A 19,515-nucleotide genomic window follows, 5' to 3' on the forward strand; every position below is an offset into this window, starting at 1 on the left:
TACCCCGCGATGACTGCCCCCCTGAGCGCAATCAAAGTGATCGAAATCGGCACGCTGATCGCCGCGCCGTTCGCCGCCCGCATGCTCGCCGAGTTCGGCGCCGAAGTGATCAAGATCGAAGCCATGGGCCAGGGCGACCCCCTGCGCAAATGGCGCAAGCTGCACGAGGGCACCTCGCTGTGGTGGTACCTGCAATCGCGCAACAAGAAGTCTCTGGCGCTGAACCTGAAATCCCCTGAAGGCATCGAACTGGTCAAGCAACTGGCGACCAGCGCCGACGTGCTGATCGAAAACCTGCGCCCCGGCGCCCTGGAAAAACTCGGTCTGGGCTGGGACGTGCTGCACGCGCTCAATCCCAACCTGACGCTGGTACGCATTTCCGGTTACGGCCAGACCGGCCCCTACCGCGACCGCCCGGGTTTCGGCGCCATCGGCGAGGCCATGGGCGGCATTCGCTACACCACCGGCACCCCCGGTTCGCCGCCGGCGAGGGTGGGTGTCAGCCTCGGTGATTCCCTGGCGTCTTTGCACGCGGTGATTGGTGCGTTGATGTCGCTGCTGCGGGTCAAGACTGGGCAGGGCGGGGGGCAAGTGGTCGATGTGTCGCTGGCCGAAAGCGTGTTCAATGTCATGGAAAGCCTGGTGCCGGAATACGACATGCTCGGTCATGTCCGTGAACGCAGCGGCGGCGCCTTGCCGGGCATCGCGCCGTCCAACACCTACCTGACGGCCGATGGCGCCTACGTGGTGATCGCCGGTAACAGCGACCCGATCTACAAACGATTGATGGAAGTGATCGGTCGCCGCGATCTGGCCGAAGCGCCAGAGTTTGCTCACAACGATGGCCGCGCATTGAAAAGTAATGTGCTCGACGCCGCCATCACCCACTGGACCAGCAGCCTGCCCATCGATGACGTGCTGGCGGCACTGGAAGCCGCTGAAGTACCGGCCGGACGCATCTATTCCGTGGCCGACATCGTCGCCGACCCGCACTATCAGGCGCGGGACATGTTGCTCAGCGCCGACCTGCCCGGTGGTGCGAAAGTGAAGATGCCGGGCATCGTGCCCAAACTTTCCGAAACCCCCGGGGGTGTGAACTGGTCGGGGCCAAGCCTGGGCCAGCACACCGACGGGATTCTCGCGGGGCTGGGCCTGACGGATGCGGACATCGAACGCCTGAAAACTGAAGGGGTGGTGCAATGATCACTGATTTTTCCGAGAGCCTGATCGTTCAGGAAGTCTCCCCGCGCGACGGCCTGCAGATAGAGCCGACCTGGGTGGAAACGGTCGACAAAATCGCGTTGATCGATCAGCTGTCACTGGCTGGATTCAGCCGCATCGAAGCCGGCTCGTTCGTGTCGCCCAAGGCCATTCCCGCACTGCGCGATGGCGAGCTGGTGTTCAAGGGCATCACCCGCCAACCGGGGGTGATCTATGTTGCGTTGATCCCCAACCTCGAGGGCGCGCAGCGGGCGTTGGCGTGTCGCGCCGATGAGCTGAACCTGGTGATGTCCGCCAGCCAGACTCACAACCTGGCCAACATGCGCATGCGTTGCGAAGCTTCATTGGCGGCGTTCGGCGAGATCGTGCAATACGTGGGAGACACCAAGGTTCGATTGAACGGCAGCATCGCCACCACTTTCGGTTGCCCGTTCGAGGGCAAGATCGATGAGGACCGCGTGCTGCAAATCGTCGATGAATATCAGGAGCTCGGGATTCAGGGCATCACCCTGGCCGACACCACTGGCATGGCCAATCCACGGCAGGTGGATCGGCTGGTGCGGCGGGTGTTGCAGCGGGTTTCGCCAGCGGATCTGACCCTGCATTTCCACAACACCCGCGGCCTCGGCTTGTGCAACGTGCTTGCGGCTTACGAGGCGGGTGCCCGACGCTTCGACGCGGCCCTCGGCGGGCTCGGTGGTTGCCCGTTTGCCCCCGGTGCCTCGGGCAATATCTGCACTGAAGACCTGGTCAACCTGTGCGATGAAGTCGGTATTCACACCGGCATTGATCTGCCGTTGTTGCTGAAGCTTTCGCGAGGATTGCCCGCGCTGCTCGGCCACGAAGTCCCCGGCCAACTGGCCAAGGCCGGCCGCAATTGCGACCTACACCCGTTGCCTTCCTGACCCACCCAATACCCCTGTAGGAGCGAGCGGTGCGGCGATCCGACTTGCCCGTGAAGGCGGCCTGTCATTCAACATTTCTAACGACTGACACACCGCCTTCGCGGGCAAGCCTCGCTCCTACAGAACGAACCACAACAAACCAGACAACAAAAACAATCGGACACCTACGGGAAGTCCGCCTGGAGAAAGCACCATGAGCCTCAATGTACTGGAGGCGGGCGCGAGCCCGTCCGTTAGCCACGACGAAGAAAAAGCCCTGGTCAGCAAAGTCGCCTGGCGCCTGATGCCGCTGATCATGGTCTGCTACCTGTTCGCCTTTTTCGACCGCATCAACATCAGCTTCGCCAAGTTCCAGTTGCAGGCCGACCTGAGCCTGAGCGACACCGCATACGGCCTCGGCGCCGGGCTGTTCGTGGTCGGTTACGTGATCTTCGAAGTGCCGAGCAACATGATGCTGTACAAGGTCGGCGCCCGACGCTGGATCGCCCGAATCATGATGTCCTGGGGTCTTGCGACGGCGGCGATGGTCTTCGTCAACAGCGAATGGCAGTTCTACGCGCTGCGCTTCGTGATCGGCGCGATGGAAGCGGGTTTTGCGCCGGGCGTCCTGTATTACCTGACGCTGTGGTTCCCGCAGCATTATCGTGGGCGCATCACCTCGATGCTGTTCCTGTCATCAGCATTTGCCGGGCTGGTCGGCGCACCGTTCTCCGGGTTGGTGCTGCAACACCTCGATGGTTTCCTGGACATGCGCGGCTGGCATTGGCTGTTTCTGCTCGGCGGCGTGCCTTGCATCGGCCTCGGTTTGCTGGTGCTGACCTTGCTCAAGGACCGCATCGAAGACGCCCATTGGCTGACACCGTCGGAGAAGACATTGCTGGCCAGCCGCATCGCCCACCACGAACCGCACAAGAGCGGTGGCTCGCTGCTCGCCGCGCTGCGGATTCCCGGTTTTCTCACGCTGGGCCTGATCTACTTCCTGATTCAGGTGGCGTCCTACGGCTTGAACTTCTGGGCACCGCAACTGATCCGCAGTGCAGGCACCGAGAGCCCGGTGATGATCGGTTTGCTGACGGCGATTCCGTACATCTGCGGCGCGATCAGCATGGTGGTGATCGGGCGGTTGTCCGACTCGACCGGCGAGCGGCGCAAGTTTGTCGCCGGGCTGGTGGCGGTGGGCGCGCTGGGGTTCTTCTGTGCCGGGATCTTCGCTAACCACACGACTTTCCTGATCGTCGCGCTGGGCTTGCTCGGCGCCGGGATCATCGCCTCGATTCCGAGCTTCTGGACCCTGCCACCGAAACTGCTGGCCGGTGCCGGCGCAGGGGCTGCGGGCGGGATCGCGGTGATCAACACCCTCGGCCAGTTCGGCGGCATCGTCAGCCCGGTCATGGTCGGGCGAATCAAAGACCTGACCGGCAGCACCACACCGGCGCTGTACGTCATCGGCGTCTGCGCGCTGATCGCGGTTGCGCTGTTGTTGTGGGGGCTGCCGCAAAAACTGCGCACACTCGACAAATTCTAGGGAAGTACACAACCCTGTAGGAGCCGGCTTGCTGGCGATGGGTCCCTCGAAAACCGCATTGCAACTTCAGACCGCCATCGCTGGCAAGCCAGCTCCCACAGAACCGCAGCGTGCAGGCAGTAACGATAGCTCCCAAAGCACGCACAACCCCGTAGGAGCCGGCTTGCTGGCGATGAGTCCCTCGAAAACCGCATTGCAACTTCAGACCGCCATCGCTGGCAAGCCAGCTCATACAAGGGATCTGGTCCTGAATCAGACATTGAACAGGTTGTATGAGCGGATTGAGGAGGAGATATTGCACAGCCTGTCTTCCGACGTTCGAGGTAATCAGATTGCTAACCGGCCTCAACCACCTGACCCTCGCCGTCACCGACCTGAACCGCAGCGTGGCGTTCTATCACGACCTCCTGCAACTTAAGCTCGAAGCCACATGGGACTCCGGCGCCTATCTTTCGCTACCCGGCCTGTGGCTGTGCCTTTCCCTCGACCCTCTGCGCAACACCGAGCCCGCCACCGACTACACCCATTACGCCTTCAGCATCAGCGCATCCGGCTTCCTGCCATTCGTCGAACGTCTTCGTGCCGCCAACGTCCGCGAATGGCGCGATAACCGCAGCGAAGGTGCGTCCTTCTACTTCCTCGACCCCGACGGCCACCAGCTCGAAGCCCATGTCGGCGACCTGGCGTCGCGATTGGCCGCCTGTCGTCAGCGGCCGTACGCAGGAATGAAGTTCTTCGACGATCAGTCAGTCGATTCCCCGGGACCTGATATAGACTTGCGCCCATTCACCGGATAGTACAAAAGGATTTCCCGATGACCCCATCGCTGCTAATGGCCGTTCTCGCCTCGGGCTTTATCTACGGCATCACGCCCGGGCCCGGCGTTTTGGCGGTGTTCGGTATTGGTGCAGCGCGTGGGCGAAGGGCAGGGGCAGGCTTTTTGTGCGGGCATTTGCTCGGGGACGTGGTCTGGTGCAGCACCGCGCTGATCGCGATTGTCGGTGCGCGGGAAATCGGCAGCACTGCGTTTGACGTGTTGGGCGTGCTCAGCGGGCTCTATCTGTTCTGGCTCGGTTTGCGCGCGGTGCGGGCCAAACGCAGCAGCGCCGAAGCGCCGCAAGGCCCGGCGCGGCAGCCGTTCTGGCACGGCATTCTGTTCGGTCTGACCAATCCCAAAGCCTATCCGGTGGCGGTGGCGACTTTTACGGCGTTGCTGTCCAGTCGTGCGGAACTGCTGCATTGGTCGATGTTGCCGTGGCTGATCGTTCTGAGCTTCGTTGGCGGTTTGATCGCCTACGCTATCCTCATTGGCATCGTCGGTGCACGGCAGGTGCGCAGCCTGTATCAACGGCATGAACTGGCGATCACCCGGTTGTGCGGGGTGATGTTTATCGGTTTCGCCATCAACGCCCTGGTGCATGCCTTGCCGGGGTTGATGCCGAACAAGGCTTGAAACTGATCGCAGGGACGCGTCAGCGGCATCATCACTGGTCAGGGATGGTTCTTTATTGCTGCATTGTTCGGACATGCTCTCTGCACCATGGCAACCAGAAATTCCGCGCCGTCGGCGAGTTACATCGATCTACTGCTGGACGCCGTTTGCGCGGTCGATAAACAGGGTCGCTTCGTTTTTGTCAGCGCGGCCTGCGAGCGCATTTTCGGCTACACGCCTGACGAGTTGGTCGGCCAGCCGATGATCGAACTGGTGCATCCCGCCGACCGCCAGCGCACCCTCGACGCCGCGCGGGAGATCATGGGCGGCGACCCCAAACTCAACTTCGAAAACCGCTACGTGCGCAAGGATGGCCGGGTGGTGCATATCCTGTGGTCCGCACGCTGGTCGGAAGTCGATCAACTGCGCATCGCCGTGGCCCGTGACATCACCGAACGCAAGCAGGCCGAGTCCCGACAAGCGGCGCTGTACGCGATCTCCGAAGCGGCCCACGCGGCGGAGGATTTGCTGGCGTTGTTCAAACGCATCCACCTGATCATCGGTGAATGGCTGCCGGCGCTGAACTTCTCCGTGGCGCTGTATGACGAGCATTGCGCGCAGCTCAATTTCCCTTACCACGTCGACGACAACGAGCAGCAACCCGAACAGCCTGGAACGGTGACCGGACGCTTGTGTGCCGAAGTGATCCGCAGCGGTCAACCGATCCTGCTGACCCCGAATCAGGAAAACACCCCCGCTGGATTCGAGGCGCTGGTCACGGGCCAGCATTCGCCATGCTGGCTGGGCGTGCCGTTGAACTCCCAGAAAGGCACCATCGGCGCGCTGATCGTCAAAAGCGTGGCGGGCGGCGAGCGCTACACCGAGCAAGACAAGGAACTGTTGCAGTTCGTGTGCGCCCAGGTCGCCACCGCCATCGAGCGCAAGCAGTTGCACGCCCGACTGCAGCGCATGGCCCAATACGATCAACTGACCCAACTGCCCAATCGCGAGTTGCTCCGGGACCGGCTGAAAGCCTCACTGGCACTGGCCAAGTCGGAAAGCGGGCGCATGGCGCTGTTGTACGTCGACCTCGACCGCTTCAAGGAAGTCAACGACACCCACGGCCATGCAGTCGGCGACATGCTGCTGCAAGCGGTCGCCAATCGTCTGAAAGGCTGCGTGCGGGAAACCGACACCGTGGCGCGCATCGGCGGCGATGAGTTCGTGGTGCTGCTGCACACCATTCAGGCCTCGGAAGATGCCGACAGCGTGGCGGGCAAAATCCGTCATATCCTGGCGCAACCGCTGCGGCTGGATGGGCACAGCCTGAACATTCAATTGAGCATCGGCGTCGCACATTTTCCCGAGCATGGCACGGAAGAAAAGCAATTGTTCCGCCATGCCGACGAGGCGATGTACACAGCCAAACGCCAGCATCACCTGCGACTCGGGGCCTGAAAACCACGGCACCGTTCGTCGCGTCGATCCCTTTTTTTTTAAACCTTTGCGGTGATGGAAATTCAGATCCTATGCGGGCTCCTGCTCGCTGCGATCATCACCAAGAGGTAGAGAATCATGCCTAACTCAAGAAACTCGAACTCGGGAAGTTTCGCCAACGATCGAACGAAGGCGTCTGAAGCCGGTCGCAAAGGTGGGAAAACGACCACCACGACTGTCGATAAAGAACCTTTGAAACCCGACATGGGCCGCAAAGGTGGCCAGAAATCCAAGTAGTGGTGAAAGTGGTTTTGATTGAGAGGCGGGAGCGAAAGCTCCCGTTTGAATTTATAGAGAGGAGGGCGCGACCATGAGCCAGATGGCCACCCGATTATGCAGCACCGGATTTGCCACGTTACTGGGCCTGTGTGCCAGCAGTGCCTTTGCCCAGTCCCCCGCCGAATTCATCAACGATGCCTCGGCCAAAGGCATGGCCGACATCGAAGCCAGTCGCCTGGCGCACCAGAAATCCGAATCCAAAGAGATCAAGGACTTCACCATCATCGTCATCAACGACCGCACCACTGCGAACCAGCACCTGGCGAAAATCGCCAGGCAACTGGATCTGCCGGTAGCGCCACGGGAAGAGGTGGTCGACAAGGCCAAAGCCTTGATGCCGCAAGTGCAGGAGGGCGATTCTTTTGATCAGGCATACGCCGCCAGCCAGGTGAAAACCACGCAGGAAGCCATCGAACAACTGGAGCAGGAGGCGCAGAGCACGGACGTACCGGAAATCAAAGCCTTCGCTGAAGAAACCCTGCCCAAACTGCAGAACCACCTGCAAATGGCCAGGGCGCTGCAAGCAGATTGCTGACGCGCTTTCTGTAGGAGCCGGCTTGCTGGCGATCCGGACAACGCGGTGTGGCTGATTAACCGCGGTGATGCCATCGCTAGCAAGCCGGCTCCTACAGATCAGGGCACCCTTACTTCAACCGCCCAACTGAAATACCCCAACGCCTCGCAGTTTTTATCAACCAGCATGAAATGCAGCTCACACGCCTCAACTCCGGCGGCGAGTCGGGTGCATGCCCAATAATGATCATCGGCCTGGTGAGTGCCCGGTTCAGTCGGGTTTTCAGCGTCGGGTGCTGGCACTGTCAGGCTGCCCCGTACCACCAGTTCCGGCGTCGACAATACGCCGGCGTCACCCACAGACATCTCGTAAAACACCACGCTGTGCTCAGCGAGCAAGCTGACGGTTCTTCCACGGATATGGAAAGTCGCATTGCTGCCAGCGGTCAACGTGATCAGGCTGTCATTTGTTGTACTTTGTGGTTCTGGCGATCCGTTGATGCTGAAGACGAATCCATCGGAAATGGGTGTCGGATTGTCCGCCTCAAGACTCGGGTCCGGGTAGCGTAGAAGCAGTGATTCGGCATCGACGATCAGCAACACATTGTTGGCAGTCGCGACGCTTGAGGAAGGAGATTTGATCGGTTCGGAAGTCATCATGGATTCCTTTCATGATGGTGACACTTGACGGTAGCCGCTTCGGTTTATGCAAGGCATTCCGTTCCTGTCGAGGCGGCAACGCAGTCAGCAAAAGCCCCTCGTTGCCAAGGGGCCTGACGCTCGTCAGTTGCGGATGGTAATGAACGGGTCCCACGAGCAGCAGCCGACGATCTTGCACTCGCGATCCACGATCAGGAAGTGGAAGTGATACGTCACGCTGCCGCTGGACAGGGTTTCCGAAGACCAGTAATGGTTATCGACTTTCTGGCAGCTGGGCACCGATGGATTGCTGGTGTTGGGCACGGCAACGCAGGCGACAGCCTTGCGTGGCGTGGGTGTGGAGATCAAGTCGAGGCCGATATTGCCGACGAACTTGTAGAAAATCACTGCGGTCTCGAAGCTCTGCGACAGGCTGGTTTCACGCCAGCGAATCAGGTCGCCCACCTGGGCCTTCAAGTTGAGTTCGCCGCCGGCCTGGCCGCTCACCACGTTGTTCTGGTTGGTCACCATGTACACGTGATTGACGTCGATCAGCGTTGGTGCAGCAGGGTTTTTGCTGATGTTCGGGTAGTTTTTCAGAATGGTTTCGGTGTCAATGGAAACCAGTACATCCGTGACTCGAGACATAGTGAAACTCCTTGTTCATAGTGAATGCCTGGCATCTTTCCAGGCTCAACAACGCTTGCTTGCCTTGCGGTCGTTGCGCAAACACTACGGACGGAACCCACCTGTCACGGGCATGAGCTGGCCTTGCTCCTTGAGTACAAACCAACGGGTTCGGGTTCCTTCCGACGGGCCGCGATTGGACTATAGAAGTGAAATTCAGGCTGTCAAAACTGCTTTGGTGGTGGCTCGACGAACGGTCGATATGGTTATGGATTCTGATCATTTGGCGATAAGAAACGACCTGCATATCCTTCGAACATCCAAAAGTCGGGTAGGGAGGGATGCGTGGGGCGAGGTATCGTAGCGAACCGGTTGTCGGCCAAGGCCCGGACAACGATTCGACAGGAGAACGCAATGAGTTGGTCCGCCAAGCAATACGTCGCTTTTGAAGATGAACGCACGCGCCCGGCCCGGGATCTGCTCGCGGCGATCCCGCCCGTTGAAGCACGCTCGGCCATCGACATCGGTTGCGGCCCCGGCAACTCGACCGAGCTGTTGCTGGAACGCTTCACCAGCGCCACGGTGCGCGGCGTCGACAGTTCGACCGACATGATCGAAGCCGCCCGCAAGCGCTTGCCGCAGGTGCAATTCGACACCGTGGATATCGGCACCTGGAACGAGAGCGGCCCGTTCGACGTGATCTTCGCCAATGCGGTGTTGCAGTGGCTGCCCGATCACGCGAATTTGCTGCCGGCTCTGGTGAGCAAGCTTTCTCCCGGTGGCAGCCTGGCGATTCAGATGCCCGACAACCTCAACGAACCGTCCCATCGCCTGATGCGCGAAGTCGCTGCCGATGGCCCGTGGGCCAGCAAATTGGCCGACGCCGCCGGGCAACGCACGGAAATGGCCAGTGCCAGCGACTATTACTCGATGCTGCGACCGCACTGCGCGCGCGTCGATGTGTGGCGCACCACCTACCATCATCCGCTGGCGGGCGGTGCGTCAGGCGTGGTCGAGTGGTTCAAGGGCAGCGGCTTGCGGCCGTTTCTCGAACCGCTGGATGACGCGGAAAAGGCGCAATACCTCAAGCAATATCACACCGCTATCGAACAGGCGTACCCGACGCTGAGCGATGGTTCGGTGCTGCTGCCATTCCCGCGATTGTTCATCGTCGCCACCCGCTAAGTGCGGAAAAGGGACGGATAACGCGGAACGTCATCTGTCCCTTCGCTTGGTGCTCAAGTAATCGAAAAGAAACGACGCAAAGCCGAATAACCCGATCATTGAAATGATCATGAGCCCCAACTCTGAATTGTCCATGCTGATCTCTGCGTGAAAGGTGAGAGGGCAGGGTAGGTGGTTTTTGGGCGGGTTTGAGGGGGCGCTACGGCTTCTTTACTGGGGGGCGGGGATCTATACGGAAACTATACGTGGGGCGGTTAAATGCGGAGAGCGCCTCGAAAGACGCCCTCAAATCACGGCACTACTTTTCCGTATCCATACGTCGCGCAATGACATCCATCACATCGCAGCCATCGCGTAGCGGTATGGAGCAGAGCAGTGCGAAGTCGCTGAGAATCACCGAGTCGGTGATGATTTCACCACGCATCGCGAGGTTTTCCAGGACCTGCGTTACCGCGCCGATTCTGTAGCGGGCGGAGCTGAGAAGGGAATGCAGCGGTTGGGTGGTGTTGACGTAGAAGGTGGGGAGGTCGTCGGCGTTGCTGGTTAAAGCCATGTAGTCATTCATGAGTGGTTACCTTGAAGTGAAGTGAAGTCACCTGCCACTCGTTGTCGCCAAACAATGGGTGGCAGCTGTACGCGGGTTGGCGAACCGGACAAGGCACAAACCGGCAGACCCGAAGGTCTCCCACGCACAGCCACCAAAAAAAAGTAGCCAAGCGCTTAGAAACGCTCCGAGCGGACCCGGAGGTTTCTATGCCTTTACCATCGAGTCGCCAAACCCAATACGCCATTTGGGCGCGTTCGGACTATAGGTCTCATGACAAAAGCACAGCAATGGACAAGTCTACGGACAATTCCCAGAGTCGTGTAGGACCTTGCCTATTCAGCTATTGGCCACTTTTTGGCCACCAGTATTCGTGTACTTGACCCCTGGTTTTTCAGGTGTTGATTGGCCGTTCAGGATGAAGTGTCAGTGTCCCAACAAGTCCCGCCCATAAAAAACCTTTACTGGCCCGAGAAAAACGCTAACAAAGCATCGACTTTATGTGAAAACGTTAATTTATTCCTATGCCCCACCCGACACCTTATCGTCGCGACGCGTTGATGAAGCAGGGGGCAGACGCCACTCTTTTCGTCCGCCCCTTTCGCGCATTTGAGAACCGAAAATCCCTTAGCCGCTAATCAATCAACTGATCAACCAAAACCGCGTTGCTGTAGATCAGGCAGCCATCACTCGCTCGATGTCCCACCAGATGAAACTGGCCGCGCTCGTTGTGGATATAGACGCGCATCTGGCAGTCGGACAAAGGCCCGTAGCCCCCTGGCAAGATCAACTCCAGTGTGCTCATGTCGACGTCAACCATGGCTTCCTTTTCATGGGTCTCCTGCAAGCGTTCTTCAGCCTCCTCCAGGCCCCGGTGGAGGGGGCCATCGACGTAAAAATGGATTTCACCTATTGGGGTCGATTTTTGTGCGCCGTTGAATTTGCACCAGCCTTCGATCGTCAAGGCACTCATGACGAAATCTCCGTTGTGGACGGCTGGACGTTGTAGCTCTTAGCCGTCATGGGTCTGACCGCTATACCCGACAAGGACCGTCTTCAGTGGCATTTTCAGCCGATCCCTGCCTGCGTAACACAGATACTAATTATAGCTGGCCACCGCGTTTCGCTTACTCGATGTCTCTGCGCGCCTTATTAGTCCGAAGGGGTGTTACTTAATAGAGACAGTTAGATATAGCGAATGGATTTTAAATAATCAGCTTGATGCCCAGGTTGGAATATCCAGGTGCGCGGGCCTTGTAGCAACAGCGTCTGTAGCGCCCATGAACTATACTTCCAGCGAACTTTGCCACGACGAAAGGTGGTATTGGGTCAGCCTGTTTTGGCGTCGGATGAGTCGTGATTAGACGCTGCTGTTCTGTGGGGATGCTTATGCATGCCAATGAGTGACAGGAATAGGAAGAAGGCAAAATGGCAATGGCAATTATTCTTGTCCTGATCGTTATTGCATCCGTGCTCTTCCATTTATTAGCGCCCTGGCATGCGGCACCACCCGCTTCCAATTGGGGTTCAATAGACACCACGCTGTTCATCACGCTGGTCATCAGCGGGATATTTTTCATCGCCATCACCGTGTTCATGGCGGTGGCCGTCATGCGTTTCCGTCACAAGGAGGGCGTCAGGGCCGCCTACCAGCCAGAAAATAAACGGTTGGAATTCTGGCTGATTGTCGTGACGTCGATCGGGATTGCCGGGATGTTGGCGCCGGGTCTTGTTGTTTATAACGATTTTATCCGGGTGCCAAAAAATGCGTATGAACTAGAGGTGGTCGCCCAGCAATGGCAATGGGCTTTTCGTTTTCCGGGCCAGGACGGGAAGTTGGGGAAGTCGGATATCAAGCTTGTTGATTCGGTCAATCCACTCGGTCTTGATCCCAAGGACCCTGTTGGGCAGGACGATGTAATAGTCAGAAGTAATGAAGTTCGTCTGCCGGTCGATCAACCGGTGAAAGTCTTGTTGCGCTCCAAAGATGTTCTGCACAATTTTTATATACCGCAGATTCGCAGCAAGATGGACATGGTGCCGGGAATGGTGTCGTACTTCTGGTTTACGCCAACTGTCATGGGCAAGTATGAAGTGCTGTGTGCCGAGTATTGCGGCGTCGGTCATTACAATATGCGCGGCAATATGATCGTGGTCGACCAGGCCGCCTTCGCGCAATGGCTGGGCAGCCAGCCGACCTTTGCGCAGACATTGACCACAGCCGCCAGGCCCGGTCGGGACAGCGTGCTGGAAAAAGGTCGCCAACTGGTCGAGCAATACGGCTGCCATGCCTGCCATAGCCAGGATGGCAGTGCCAGTCTCGGCCCGGGATGGAAGGGCTTGTACGGCCGCACCGAACAACTCGCCGATGGCAGCAGCGTGCAGGTCGATGAGGCTTACCTCAAAGAGTCGATCCTCGATCCGAAGGCCCGCCTGGTGCAAGGCTACCCGCCGGTGATGGTGGCCTATACTCTCAAGGATGATGAATTGGCTGCTCTCATCGCCCTGATCAAATCGCTGGGTGCCGGGCAGCCAGCCGAAGAACCGTCTACCGGCGACGTGTCGGGTTCAGGTGACGATCTGGTGGCGCAGGGACAGCGGCTGGCGCAGTCGCTCGGTTGTCTGGCCTGTCACAGTGTCGATGGCAGCAAGGGTATCGGCCCCGGTTGGCAGGGCCTGTATGGCAAGGCAGAAACCCTTGCCGACGGTACGAGCATCAAGGTCGATGAGGGCTATTTGAAAGAGTCGGTTCTCAATCCCGCTGCCAAAATCGTCAAGGGCTACGCAGCCGTTATGCCGCCCTTCACGCCGAGCGACAAGGAGCTGAACGCCCTGATCGCTTTTATCAAATCCAAAGCGAACGCTGACGCTGAAGCGAGCAAGGCTGAGCCAGGGAAATCGCCGTAAAGCCGCCAGAAACACACTGAAACTTCGGCAGGAGGATGACGTGATGGCCTATGCGGAGCAAGCCGAAACAGAGGCACTGCACGAGCCGAAAAGTTTCCTGACCAAATACATCTGGAGTCAGGACCACAAGGTCATTGCCGTTCAATATTCCTTGACGGCGCTGTTCGTGGGTCTTATCGCCGTGGTGCTGTCCGGCTTGATGCGCATGCAGATCGGCTTCCCCGGCAGTTTGGCGTTCATGGACGCCAGTGCTTATTACCAGGCGATGACCATGCACGGCATGATCATGGTTATTTATTTGCTGACGGCCTTGTTTCTGGGGGGCTTCGGCAACTATCTGATCCCGCTGATGGTGGGCGCCCGCGACATGGTCTTCCCCTACGTCAACATGCTCAGCTACTGGTTTTACCTGTTGGCGGTCGTGGTGTTGCTCTCCAGTTTCTTTGTCCCGGGCGGCCCCACCGGTTCGGGCTGGACGCTCTATCCGCCACAGTCCATTACTCAGGGGACACCGGGAGTCGAGTGGGGCATCGTCCTGATGCTCGTCTCTCTGGCGATTTTTATTGTTGCCGCCACCATGGGCGGGTTGAACTACGTCACCACGGTGTTGCAGGCGCGCACCCACGGCATGACGTTGTTTCGCATGCCGCTCTCGGTGTGGGGAATCTTCATGGCCTCGATCATGGCCTTGCTGGCGTTCCCGGCGTTGTTTGTCAGCGCCGTCATGATGCTGTTCGACAAACTGTTGGGCACCAGTTTCTTTATGCCGGCGATCATCTCGCTGGGGCAGCAACTCGATCATCAAGGGGGCAGCCCCATCTTGTTCCAGCACCTGTTCTGGTTCTTTGGCCACCCGGAGGTCTACATCGTTGCGCTCCCGGCGTTTGGCCTGGTCTCGGACCTGATCAGCACCCATGCGCGGAAAAATATCTTCGGTTACCGAATGATGGTGTGGGCCATTATCGCGATTGGCGTACTCAGCTTTGTGGTCTGGGCGCACCATATGTATGTCAGCGGAATGAACCCGTACTTTGGCTTTTTCTTCGCCGTCACCACCTTGATCATCGCGGTGCCGACTGCATTGAAGGTATACAACTGGGTGCTGACCCTGTGGCACGGCGACATTCATCTGACCGTGCCGATGCTGTTTGCCCTGGCCTTTATCGTCACCTTCCTGGTCGGTGGCCTGACCGGGTTGTTTCTCGGCAATGTGATCGTGGACATTCCGCTCTCGGACACCTATTTCGTCGTCGCCCATTTCCATATGGTCATGGGCGTCGCGCCGGTACTGGTGGTGTTTGGCGGCATTTATCACTGGTTTCCGAAAGTCACCGGGCGCCTGTTGAATGACACGCTGGGCAAGTTGCATTTCTGGATTACCTTCCTGGGCACCTACGCCATCTTCTTCCCCATGCACTACCTGGGTTTCCAGGGCATGCCGCGCCGTTATTACGCTTATGACAACTACGCGTTCATCCCGCAGTCGGCGCAAGAGTTGAATGCTTTCATTACGGTGGTGGCCTTGACCGTCGGCGTTTCCCAGTTGCTGTTTGTGTTCAACCTGGCCTGGAGCACATTCAAGGGCAAGCCCGCTGGCGGCAACCCGTGGGGCGCGGCCAGCCTGGAGTGGCAAACGCCGAACACTCCGCCGATACACGGTAACTGGGGCGCGAAGCTGCCGGTCGTGCATCGTTGGGCCTATGACTACAGCGTTCCGGGGATCGAACAGGATTTCGTGCCGCAAACAGTCTCCGCCGAGGAGCTGGAGCAGATGCGGCAGCTCAGTGCCGGAACCCGGGCAGCGGACGTTAAAACATGAACAGACTGCTGTTGAAAAACGCCGATGGCGCGGACCCTAACGGCAGCTGGAGTCGTGATCCCGAAGGGATTCAGTCCGCTGAAGGTGCCAATCGAAACCAGACCGCAAAAATAGGCCTGCGCCTGTTTCTGGTCGTGGTGAGTTCGTTGTTCTTTCTCTTTCTGCTGGCCTTTATCGCCCGTTCACAAATGTCTGACTGGCTACCGCTGACAGAGCCCTTGGCGCCGTTAGCCAATCCATGGCAACTCTGGGTGAATTCGGCATTTCTGGTGTTGAGTTGCATCGCGTTGCAGTGGGCGCGCATGGCCGCTCGCCAGGCCCGGCTGAACGCAACGGTCATTGGCTTTGTAGTGGGAGGCGTATTTGCAATTGCGTTTCTGGCGGGGCAGTTCTGGGTCTGGCAGCAGTTTGTCGCCTGGGGCTACTTTGTCGCCAGCAACCCGGCCAATAGTTTCTTCTACCTGTTGACCGGTGTACACGGGCTCCACCTGCTGGGCGGGTTGTTTGCCTGGGGCAGGACCGTCGCCAGATTCCTGAGTCGCGTGCCGTTGCCGCAACTCAGCGCCAGCGTAGAACTCTGTGCCATCTACTGGCATTACTTATTGGGTCTGTGGATTGTGTTATTCGCTTTGCTGACCAGCACGCCACAGACTTATGAAGCCATCGCCAGACTCTGCGGCTTGAGGTGATCAGCCATGGCATCGCATCCACAAGCTCCAGGCGAAAGTTCATCCAATCCCCTCGGCTCGCCGTCTGCACCAGGATGGCAAGGCATCGCCAATGACTGGGCCTCGGACAAGGAGGCTTTCAAGCAGGTGCCTTGGGGCAAGGCGATGATGTGGATATTCCTGCTCAGCGACACGTTTATATTCACCTGTTTCTTGACCGGCTACATGTCGGTTCGCATGACCATCACCACGGCCTGGCCAAACCCCAGTGAAGTGTTCGCCTTGACCATCGCCGGTCGAGAAATCCCGCTGATTCTGATCGCCATCATGACGTTTGTGCTGATCAGCAGCAGCGGCACCATGGCCATGGCCGTGAACTATGCCTATCGCCGTGATCGCGCGAAAACCACGGCCCTGATGTTGGCGACCGCTGCCTTGGGCGTGACCTTCGTCGGCATGCAGGCATTTGAATGGAGCAAGCTCATCGCAGAAGGGGTACGTCCCTGGGGGAACCCCATGGGAGCAGCGCAATTTGGCGCCAGCTTTTTCATGATTACCGGTTTTCACGGGCTGCATGTGTCCATCGGCGCCCTCTACCTCAGCATTGTGGCGAGGAAAGTATTGCGGGGAGATTATGAGCGCTCCGGAAACTATCAAAACGTCGAGATAGCCGGGCTGTACTGGCACTTCGTGGATTTGGTGTGGGTGTTTATTTTTGCGTTTTTCTACTTATGGTAAGTCCGGGACGCTGTTCATGAAGGGGAGAGCAGGATCCGCAGAGGAGCACTGATGATGGCGCATGCTCAAGGTCAGCAACATCCGATCAGCCTGTACCTGAAAATCTGGGGGCTGTTATTCGTCCTCAGTACCCTGTCGTACCTGGTCGATTACTTTCACTTCCACGGCTACCTTCGCTGGGCCCTGATCATCACCTTCATGTTGCTGAAGGCCGGTTTGATCGTCTCCATCTTCATGCACATGGCCTGGGAGCGATTGGCCATGGTCTACGCCATCCTGGTGCCACCGTTGTGTTTGCTGGTGCTTGTCGGACTGATGGCCACCGAGGCGGACTATGTGTTTCTCAGCCGGGTGATTTTCTTCGGTCAATAGGAAACGCCCGGACGACCTTGAGCCTCCGGGGACTGATCGGCAACCAATGCCGTTATATCGTTCGTTTGAACTGATGCCACCTGTGCAGCCAGGCGACTGTCCAGTGAGGGGCTGCCGTGCCCGTACCGGCAATCTTCAGCAGTGGATGGTGTTCGATAACTCCGTCCAATACCGGTTCTTGATTCGGCTCGACGTCCACAAAGAAAATGTGTTTTCCCTCTTCTACCACCTGTTTAAAACTGCGGAAGTGAGCGTTTGGCACCTGAATACCAAAAAAACCGCCTTCCCAGATGCAGAAGCCGAATATAACAACGGCGAGAAAGATAAAAGGCATCCAGCCTGCGACGGATTCGGTCCAGCCCAGCCAGTAGGCGCCGCCAAGGACCAACGCGGCGAGTGGCAAACCGATCACCGCACCGATTTCGCCAGAGTGAACGACATCCTGCTCCATCAGCGAGTTGATCTCGTGCAGGTGATGTTGTTCAACATCAGCCACACGTTCGCTGAGCACATGGATTTGTTCGGAGTTGATGCCGTTGGCTTCCAGTTCATTTTCAACGGCTTCAAGGTCGTCGAGATTGTCACTGATGTAATAGTGTCGATTCATGCCACACCTCCCATCCCGTGCTTGCCGTAGACCTCCTTTGTCTTGCAGCCGTTTGCCGGAATTTGCAGTCGGTTTCGGTACCCGTGGGCAACGCTTCTCACTTCGTTCAAGCCATGAAAAAGTATAGCACCGCATGGCGTGCGGGCAGGGTAGGGGCATCGGGTCGGCTGGCCTTGCGGCTGGCTCGCGGGATTCCAGATTCAGGGCACAAAAAAACCGGTCACTTGGACCGGTTTTTTGTGTTCCTGCATCCCCCGTCAAAACCATCCTGACGTGAGACATAAATTCGATTGGAGCGGGTGAAGGGAATCGAACCCTCGTTATCAGCTTGGGAAGCTGGTGCAGGTGGGCTACTGGAATTGATTAAATTTCATGAGCTCCTTCCAAATGTAACCGTAGCTGTAGCGTAGCCATGTAACTTTTAACAGGTCGAAGCTACGTCGCAGCCAACTGTTTTCTCGCGCTTTGAGTTCTTTGGCTATTTCATCTAGTAACCATTCATCCTGAAAACCAGTCCAAACAGGAGGGACGGGCGTTTCAAGGTTGCTGAAACACACAGGCGCGACCTCTGAGTACAAGATGTCTTCAACGACCTTTGGGTCATAGCCCCGGATTCGTTCTGCAATAGAGGCGTAGTCGACAGTGCTGTCTACAAAAGCCTCTGCCAGCGCGATCTGGATGCTGGCTCGTTCCGCGGGGGTCAGAATATGTCCCAATGGGCCAGCTCCTCTAGCTCTGCGTCGAACGTATCAGCCGCGACCCCGCCTGCAATGCCACCAGCAATGCTACCGATGAGAACAACGGCTATGGCGCAAGCCGGAGCTCCAGGACCACAAAGTGCGGATATGCCCAAACCCGCCAGAAATCCACCCGCCGCACCACCACCCAGGATCGTGGCTTGACGAGCCGTTTCCTTGGCCTTGTCGTCTGCGTTCAGTATTTGGTAAGTGGCCAGCACCGCTGTCATGATGATGCCAACCTTGCCCATAACAGACATGATTTTGGTGCCAGAGGTGAACTTGGCATTGGCACTTCCGGACCGCTCCAGCGCTTTGTACAGGACTTCTTTTTGTTGGGCCTTTGAAAGTTGTTCGTAATTTTTGTTGAACTGGGTTTGAGATTTTTCGTTCAGGATTTCGCTGTGTGTTTTCCCGGTTTTCTTCTTTTTTTGCACGATGGCCAGGCCCTGCGCAGAGGTCAGCTTGCGGTGTTCGAGCATGATTTTGTTGCGCATCTCATTGCTGAACTTTGTCGCGTCCTCAACGCTTATGTTGCCGGCCCGCACCTCGGCGAATATCTGCTGTGACATTCGTCGAATATTGCCCTCGTAGCTTGCGCGGACGCGTTCGTCCTTTATGGCATGCCTTTCCGGTGGGGTTGGAAAATTTGACCGAGTTGTTTGCGTCAAAGACGCCGGGCATGGAAGACCCATCGTCAAAGTGAGCCGTGCAAGCAAATCCTTTGTAGCTTTCTTCTGCGGAAATCTTAAAACCGATCCAGTTCCCGTGAATGACCATGGGCGTAGGCGGAGTAAAGGGGGCAGGGGTGTGGGAGCTTCCGATGATGACCGTACCCGAACCGCCGATCACGACGTCGCCATGGGTGCCGACAGTGCCGACCAATGCGGCGTTCTTGCCGTTGATAAACACTGTGCCGGACACTTCCGAGGCTAACGCACTACCGCAAGTGCACGTGTCCCCTTTGCGAGCGGCTGCAAGGCCGTCGAAGAACACATCGATAGCTTTGGAGCCGTGCCCAGGTATGGGACAACTGGTTGGGTCGGTGATTCGTGCAGCTGGCTTTGCCATGCTTGACTCCCTGTCAACGAATTTAACGGGGCCGACTGTATCAGACTTGTGCTGAGAAATAGCCCGCGCGGATGTTCGCGGGGTCATGCCTGGGCATGGGATGGGAGATGATGAGCCAGAGTTGTATGACTAAGCTTGATCAGCTGTGGGTGGCATGCGAATAGTGGTGTGTTGGCCAGTTGCAAGCGTGCAGGAGGGGGGGATAGGTCTAAGTCAACTAAGCGCTGGT

Annotated in this window: 21 protein-coding genes and 1 pseudogene; 14 read left to right on the top strand and 8 right to left on the bottom strand. The window is 57.9% G+C overall.

What is annotated here, in order from left to right:
• Positions 1-9 precede the first annotated feature (9 nt).
• The 8 genes from K5R88_RS28095 to K5R88_RS28130 all read left to right on the top strand — a co-directional run bounded on the left by K5R88_RS28095 (position 10) and on the right by K5R88_RS28130 (position 7,394).
• Positions 10-1,203 carry a CaiB/BaiF CoA transferase family protein gene (locus tag K5R88_RS28095; RefSeq protein ID WP_223553555.1) on the top strand — a complete coding sequence of 398 codons (1,194 nt, stop codon included), beginning with the start codon at positions 10-12 and terminating at the stop codon, positions 1,201-1,203.
• On the top strand, positions 1,200-2,126 hold the full coding sequence (locus K5R88_RS28100) for a hydroxymethylglutaryl-CoA lyase (protein WP_226298759.1): 927 nt from the start codon (positions 1,200-1,202) through the stop codon (positions 2,124-2,126). Before K5R88_RS28095 ends, K5R88_RS28100 begins: the two co-directional genes overlap by 4 nt.
• A 193-nt stretch (positions 2,127-2,319) precedes the next feature.
• Positions 2,320-3,651 (top strand): MFS transporter, encoded by a 1,332-nt coding sequence (locus tag K5R88_RS28105; RefSeq protein ID WP_008025730.1) that lies wholly within the window; start codon positions 2,320-2,322, stop codon positions 3,649-3,651.
• A 332-nt stretch (positions 3,652-3,983) separates the two neighbouring features.
• Positions 3,984-4,448 (top strand): fosfomycin resistance glutathione transferase, encoded by a 465-nt coding sequence (gene fos / locus K5R88_RS28110; protein ID WP_226298760.1) that lies wholly within the window; start codon positions 3,984-3,986, stop codon positions 4,446-4,448.
• Between the two features lie 17 nt (positions 4,449-4,465).
• A complete protein-coding gene (locus K5R88_RS28115; protein ID WP_008036165.1) occupies positions 4,466-5,104 on the top strand; it encodes a LysE family translocator in 639 nt (212 codons plus the stop codon).
• A gap of 87 nt (positions 5,105-5,191) precedes the next feature.
• Positions 5,192-6,541 (top strand): sensor domain-containing protein, encoded by a 1,350-nt coding sequence (locus tag K5R88_RS28120; RefSeq protein WP_008036168.1) that lies wholly within the window; start codon positions 5,192-5,194, stop codon positions 6,539-6,541.
• A 117-nt stretch (positions 6,542-6,658) separates the two neighbouring features.
• Positions 6,659-6,817, top strand: a complete 159-nt coding sequence (locus K5R88_RS28125; protein ID WP_008025734.1) for a KGG domain-containing protein — start codon at positions 6,659-6,661, stop codon at positions 6,815-6,817.
• A gap of 73 nt (positions 6,818-6,890) precedes the next feature.
• Positions 6,891-7,394, top strand: coding sequence for a DUF4142 domain-containing protein (locus tag K5R88_RS28130; protein WP_223416125.1), 504 nt, complete (start codon positions 6,891-6,893; stop codon positions 7,392-7,394).
• Positions 7,395-7,492: 98 nt separating this feature from the next.
• On the opposite strand, the gene K5R88_RS28135 is transcribed toward K5R88_RS28130, so the two are convergent.
• Positions 7,493-8,029, bottom strand: coding sequence for an AidA/PixA family protein (locus K5R88_RS28135; RefSeq protein ID WP_226300292.1), 537 nt, complete (start codon positions 8,027-8,029; stop codon positions 7,493-7,495).
• 126 nt (positions 8,030-8,155) lie between these two features.
• A complete protein-coding gene (locus K5R88_RS28140; protein WP_008025740.1) occupies positions 8,156-8,659 on the bottom strand; it encodes an inclusion body family protein in 504 nt (167 codons plus the stop codon).
• A 393-nt stretch (positions 8,660-9,052) separates the two neighbouring features.
• Here K5R88_RS28140 and tam point away from each other — a divergent pair, with 393 nt between their 5' ends.
• Positions 9,053-9,823, top strand: a complete 771-nt coding sequence (gene tam / locus K5R88_RS28145; protein WP_207286103.1) for a trans-aconitate 2-methyltransferase — start codon at positions 9,053-9,055, stop codon at positions 9,821-9,823.
• Positions 9,824-10,121: 298 nt separating this feature from the next.
• On the opposite strand, the gene K5R88_RS28150 is transcribed toward tam, so the two are convergent.
• Both K5R88_RS28150 and K5R88_RS28155 read right to left on the bottom strand, forming a co-directional pair.
• Positions 10,122-10,388 carry a short-chain dehydrogenase gene (locus tag K5R88_RS28150; RefSeq protein WP_192420568.1) on the bottom strand — a complete coding sequence of 89 codons (267 nt, stop codon included), beginning with the start codon at positions 10,386-10,388 and terminating at the stop codon, positions 10,122-10,124.
• Positions 10,389-11,001: 613 nt separating this feature from the next.
• Positions 11,002-11,340 (bottom strand): hypothetical protein, encoded by a 339-nt coding sequence (locus K5R88_RS28155; RefSeq protein ID WP_008036183.1) that lies wholly within the window; start codon positions 11,338-11,340, stop codon positions 11,002-11,004.
• 455 nt (positions 11,341-11,795) lie between these two features.
• Here K5R88_RS28155 and K5R88_RS28160 point away from each other — a divergent pair, with 455 nt between their 5' ends.
• Genes K5R88_RS28160 through K5R88_RS28180 form a run of 5 tightly spaced genes read left to right on the top strand, consistent with a single transcriptional unit; the run spans position 11,796 to position 16,871 of the window.
• Positions 11,796-13,274 (top strand): cytochrome c oxidase subunit II, encoded by a 1,479-nt coding sequence (locus K5R88_RS28160; RefSeq protein ID WP_226298761.1) that lies wholly within the window; start codon positions 11,796-11,798, stop codon positions 13,272-13,274.
• 43 nt (positions 13,275-13,317) lie between these two features.
• Positions 13,318-15,093, top strand: coding sequence for a cytochrome c oxidase subunit I (gene ctaD, locus K5R88_RS28165; protein WP_008036188.1), 1,776 nt, complete (start codon positions 13,318-13,320; stop codon positions 15,091-15,093).
• Entirely contained in the window at positions 15,090-15,782 is a 693-nt protein-coding gene (locus K5R88_RS28170; protein ID WP_008036190.1) for a cytochrome c oxidase subunit 3, read from the top strand. The genes ctaD and K5R88_RS28170 overlap by 4 nt, the downstream gene beginning before the upstream one ends.
• Before the next feature lie 6 nt (positions 15,783-15,788).
• Positions 15,789-16,499 (top strand): heme-copper oxidase subunit III family protein, encoded by a 711-nt coding sequence (locus tag K5R88_RS28175; protein WP_207286107.1) that lies wholly within the window; start codon positions 15,789-15,791, stop codon positions 16,497-16,499.
• A 54-nt stretch (positions 16,500-16,553) separates the two neighbouring features.
• Positions 16,554-16,871 (top strand): cytochrome C oxidase subunit IV family protein, encoded by a 318-nt coding sequence (locus K5R88_RS28180; RefSeq protein WP_007988247.1) that lies wholly within the window; start codon positions 16,554-16,556, stop codon positions 16,869-16,871.
• Between the two features lie 52 nt (positions 16,872-16,923).
• Here the strand turns inward: K5R88_RS28180 and K5R88_RS28185 are convergent, their stop codons facing one another.
• The 4 genes and pseudogenes from K5R88_RS28185 to K5R88_RS28200 form a co-directional block, all read right to left on the bottom strand.
• Positions 16,924-17,478 carry a magnesium transporter gene (locus K5R88_RS28185; protein WP_223449599.1) on the bottom strand — a complete coding sequence of 185 codons (555 nt, stop codon included), beginning with the start codon at positions 17,476-17,478 and terminating at the stop codon, positions 16,924-16,926.
• 350 nt (positions 17,479-17,828) lie between these two features.
• A complete protein-coding gene (locus tag K5R88_RS28190) occupies positions 17,829-18,194 on the bottom strand; it encodes a DUF7079 family protein (protein WP_008036195.1) in 366 nt (121 codons plus the stop codon).
• Positions 18,179-18,838: pseudogene (locus K5R88_RS28195) on the bottom strand (hypothetical protein); the annotation flags it as partial. The pseudogene K5R88_RS28195 and the gene K5R88_RS28190, both read right to left, overlap by 16 nt.
• The gene (locus tag K5R88_RS28200) at positions 18,738-19,286 is read right to left on the bottom strand and encodes a PAAR domain-containing protein (RefSeq protein WP_226298762.1); all 549 of its coding nucleotides are present in this window, start codon (positions 19,284-19,286) and stop codon (positions 18,738-18,740) included. The pseudogene K5R88_RS28195 and the gene K5R88_RS28200, both read right to left, overlap by 101 nt.
• Between the last annotated feature and the right edge of the window lie 229 nt (positions 19,287-19,515).

Source organism: Pseudomonas sp. MM213 (genome assembly GCF_020423045.1).
Lineage (GTDB): Bacteria > Pseudomonadota > Gammaproteobacteria > Pseudomonadales > Pseudomonadaceae > Aquipseudomonas > Aquipseudomonas migulae.

Bases quoted from the DNA above. Each gene is read 5' to 3' on its own strand.
- K5R88_RS28095 (WP_223553555.1), top strand. From the start codon at position 10: ATGACTGCCCCCCTGAGCGCAATCAAAGTGATCGAAATCGGCACGCTG.
- K5R88_RS28100 (WP_226298759.1), top strand. From the start codon at position 1,200: ATGATCACTGATTTTTCCGAGAGCCTGATCGTTCAGGAAGTCTCCCCG.
- K5R88_RS28105 (WP_008025730.1), top strand. From the start codon at position 2,320: ATGAGCCTCAATGTACTGGAGGCGGGCGCGAGCCCGTCCGTTAGCCAC.
- K5R88_RS28115 (WP_008036165.1), top strand. From the start codon at position 4,466: ATGACCCCATCGCTGCTAATGGCCGTTCTCGCCTCGGGCTTTATCTAC.
- K5R88_RS28120 (WP_008036168.1), top strand. From the start codon at position 5,192: ATGGCAACCAGAAATTCCGCGCCGTCGGCGAGTTACATCGATCTACTG.
- K5R88_RS28125 (WP_008025734.1), top strand. From the start codon at position 6,659: ATGCCTAACTCAAGAAACTCGAACTCGGGAAGTTTCGCCAACGATCGA.
- K5R88_RS28130 (WP_223416125.1), top strand. From the start codon at position 6,891: ATGAGCCAGATGGCCACCCGATTATGCAGCACCGGATTTGCCACGTTA.
- K5R88_RS28135 (WP_226300292.1), bottom strand. From the start codon at position 8,029: ATGACTTCCGAACCGATCAAATCTCCTTCCTCAAGCGTCGCGACTGCC.
- K5R88_RS28140 (WP_008025740.1), bottom strand. From the start codon at position 8,659: ATGTCTCGAGTCACGGATGTACTGGTTTCCATTGACACCGAAACCATT.
- tam (WP_207286103.1), top strand. From the start codon at position 9,053: ATGAGTTGGTCCGCCAAGCAATACGTCGCTTTTGAAGATGAACGCACG.
- K5R88_RS28150 (WP_192420568.1), bottom strand. From the start codon at position 10,388: ATGAATGACTACATGGCTTTAACCAGCAACGCCGACGACCTCCCCACC.
- K5R88_RS28155 (WP_008036183.1), bottom strand. From the start codon at position 11,340: ATGAGTGCCTTGACGATCGAAGGCTGGTGCAAATTCAACGGCGCACAA.
- K5R88_RS28160 (WP_226298761.1), top strand. From the start codon at position 11,796: ATGGCAATGGCAATTATTCTTGTCCTGATCGTTATTGCATCCGTGCTC.
- ctaD (WP_008036188.1), top strand. From the start codon at position 13,318: ATGGCCTATGCGGAGCAAGCCGAAACAGAGGCACTGCACGAGCCGAAA.
- K5R88_RS28170 (WP_008036190.1), top strand. From the start codon at position 15,090: ATGAACAGACTGCTGTTGAAAAACGCCGATGGCGCGGACCCTAACGGC.
- K5R88_RS28175 (WP_207286107.1), top strand. From the start codon at position 15,789: ATGGCATCGCATCCACAAGCTCCAGGCGAAAGTTCATCCAATCCCCTC.
- K5R88_RS28180 (WP_007988247.1), top strand. From the start codon at position 16,554: ATGGCGCATGCTCAAGGTCAGCAACATCCGATCAGCCTGTACCTGAAA.
- K5R88_RS28185 (WP_223449599.1), bottom strand. From the start codon at position 17,478: ATGAATCGACACTATTACATCAGTGACAATCTCGACGACCTTGAAGCC.
- K5R88_RS28200 (WP_226298762.1), bottom strand. From the start codon at position 19,286: ATGGCAAAGCCAGCTGCACGAATCACCGACCCAACCAGTTGTCCCATA.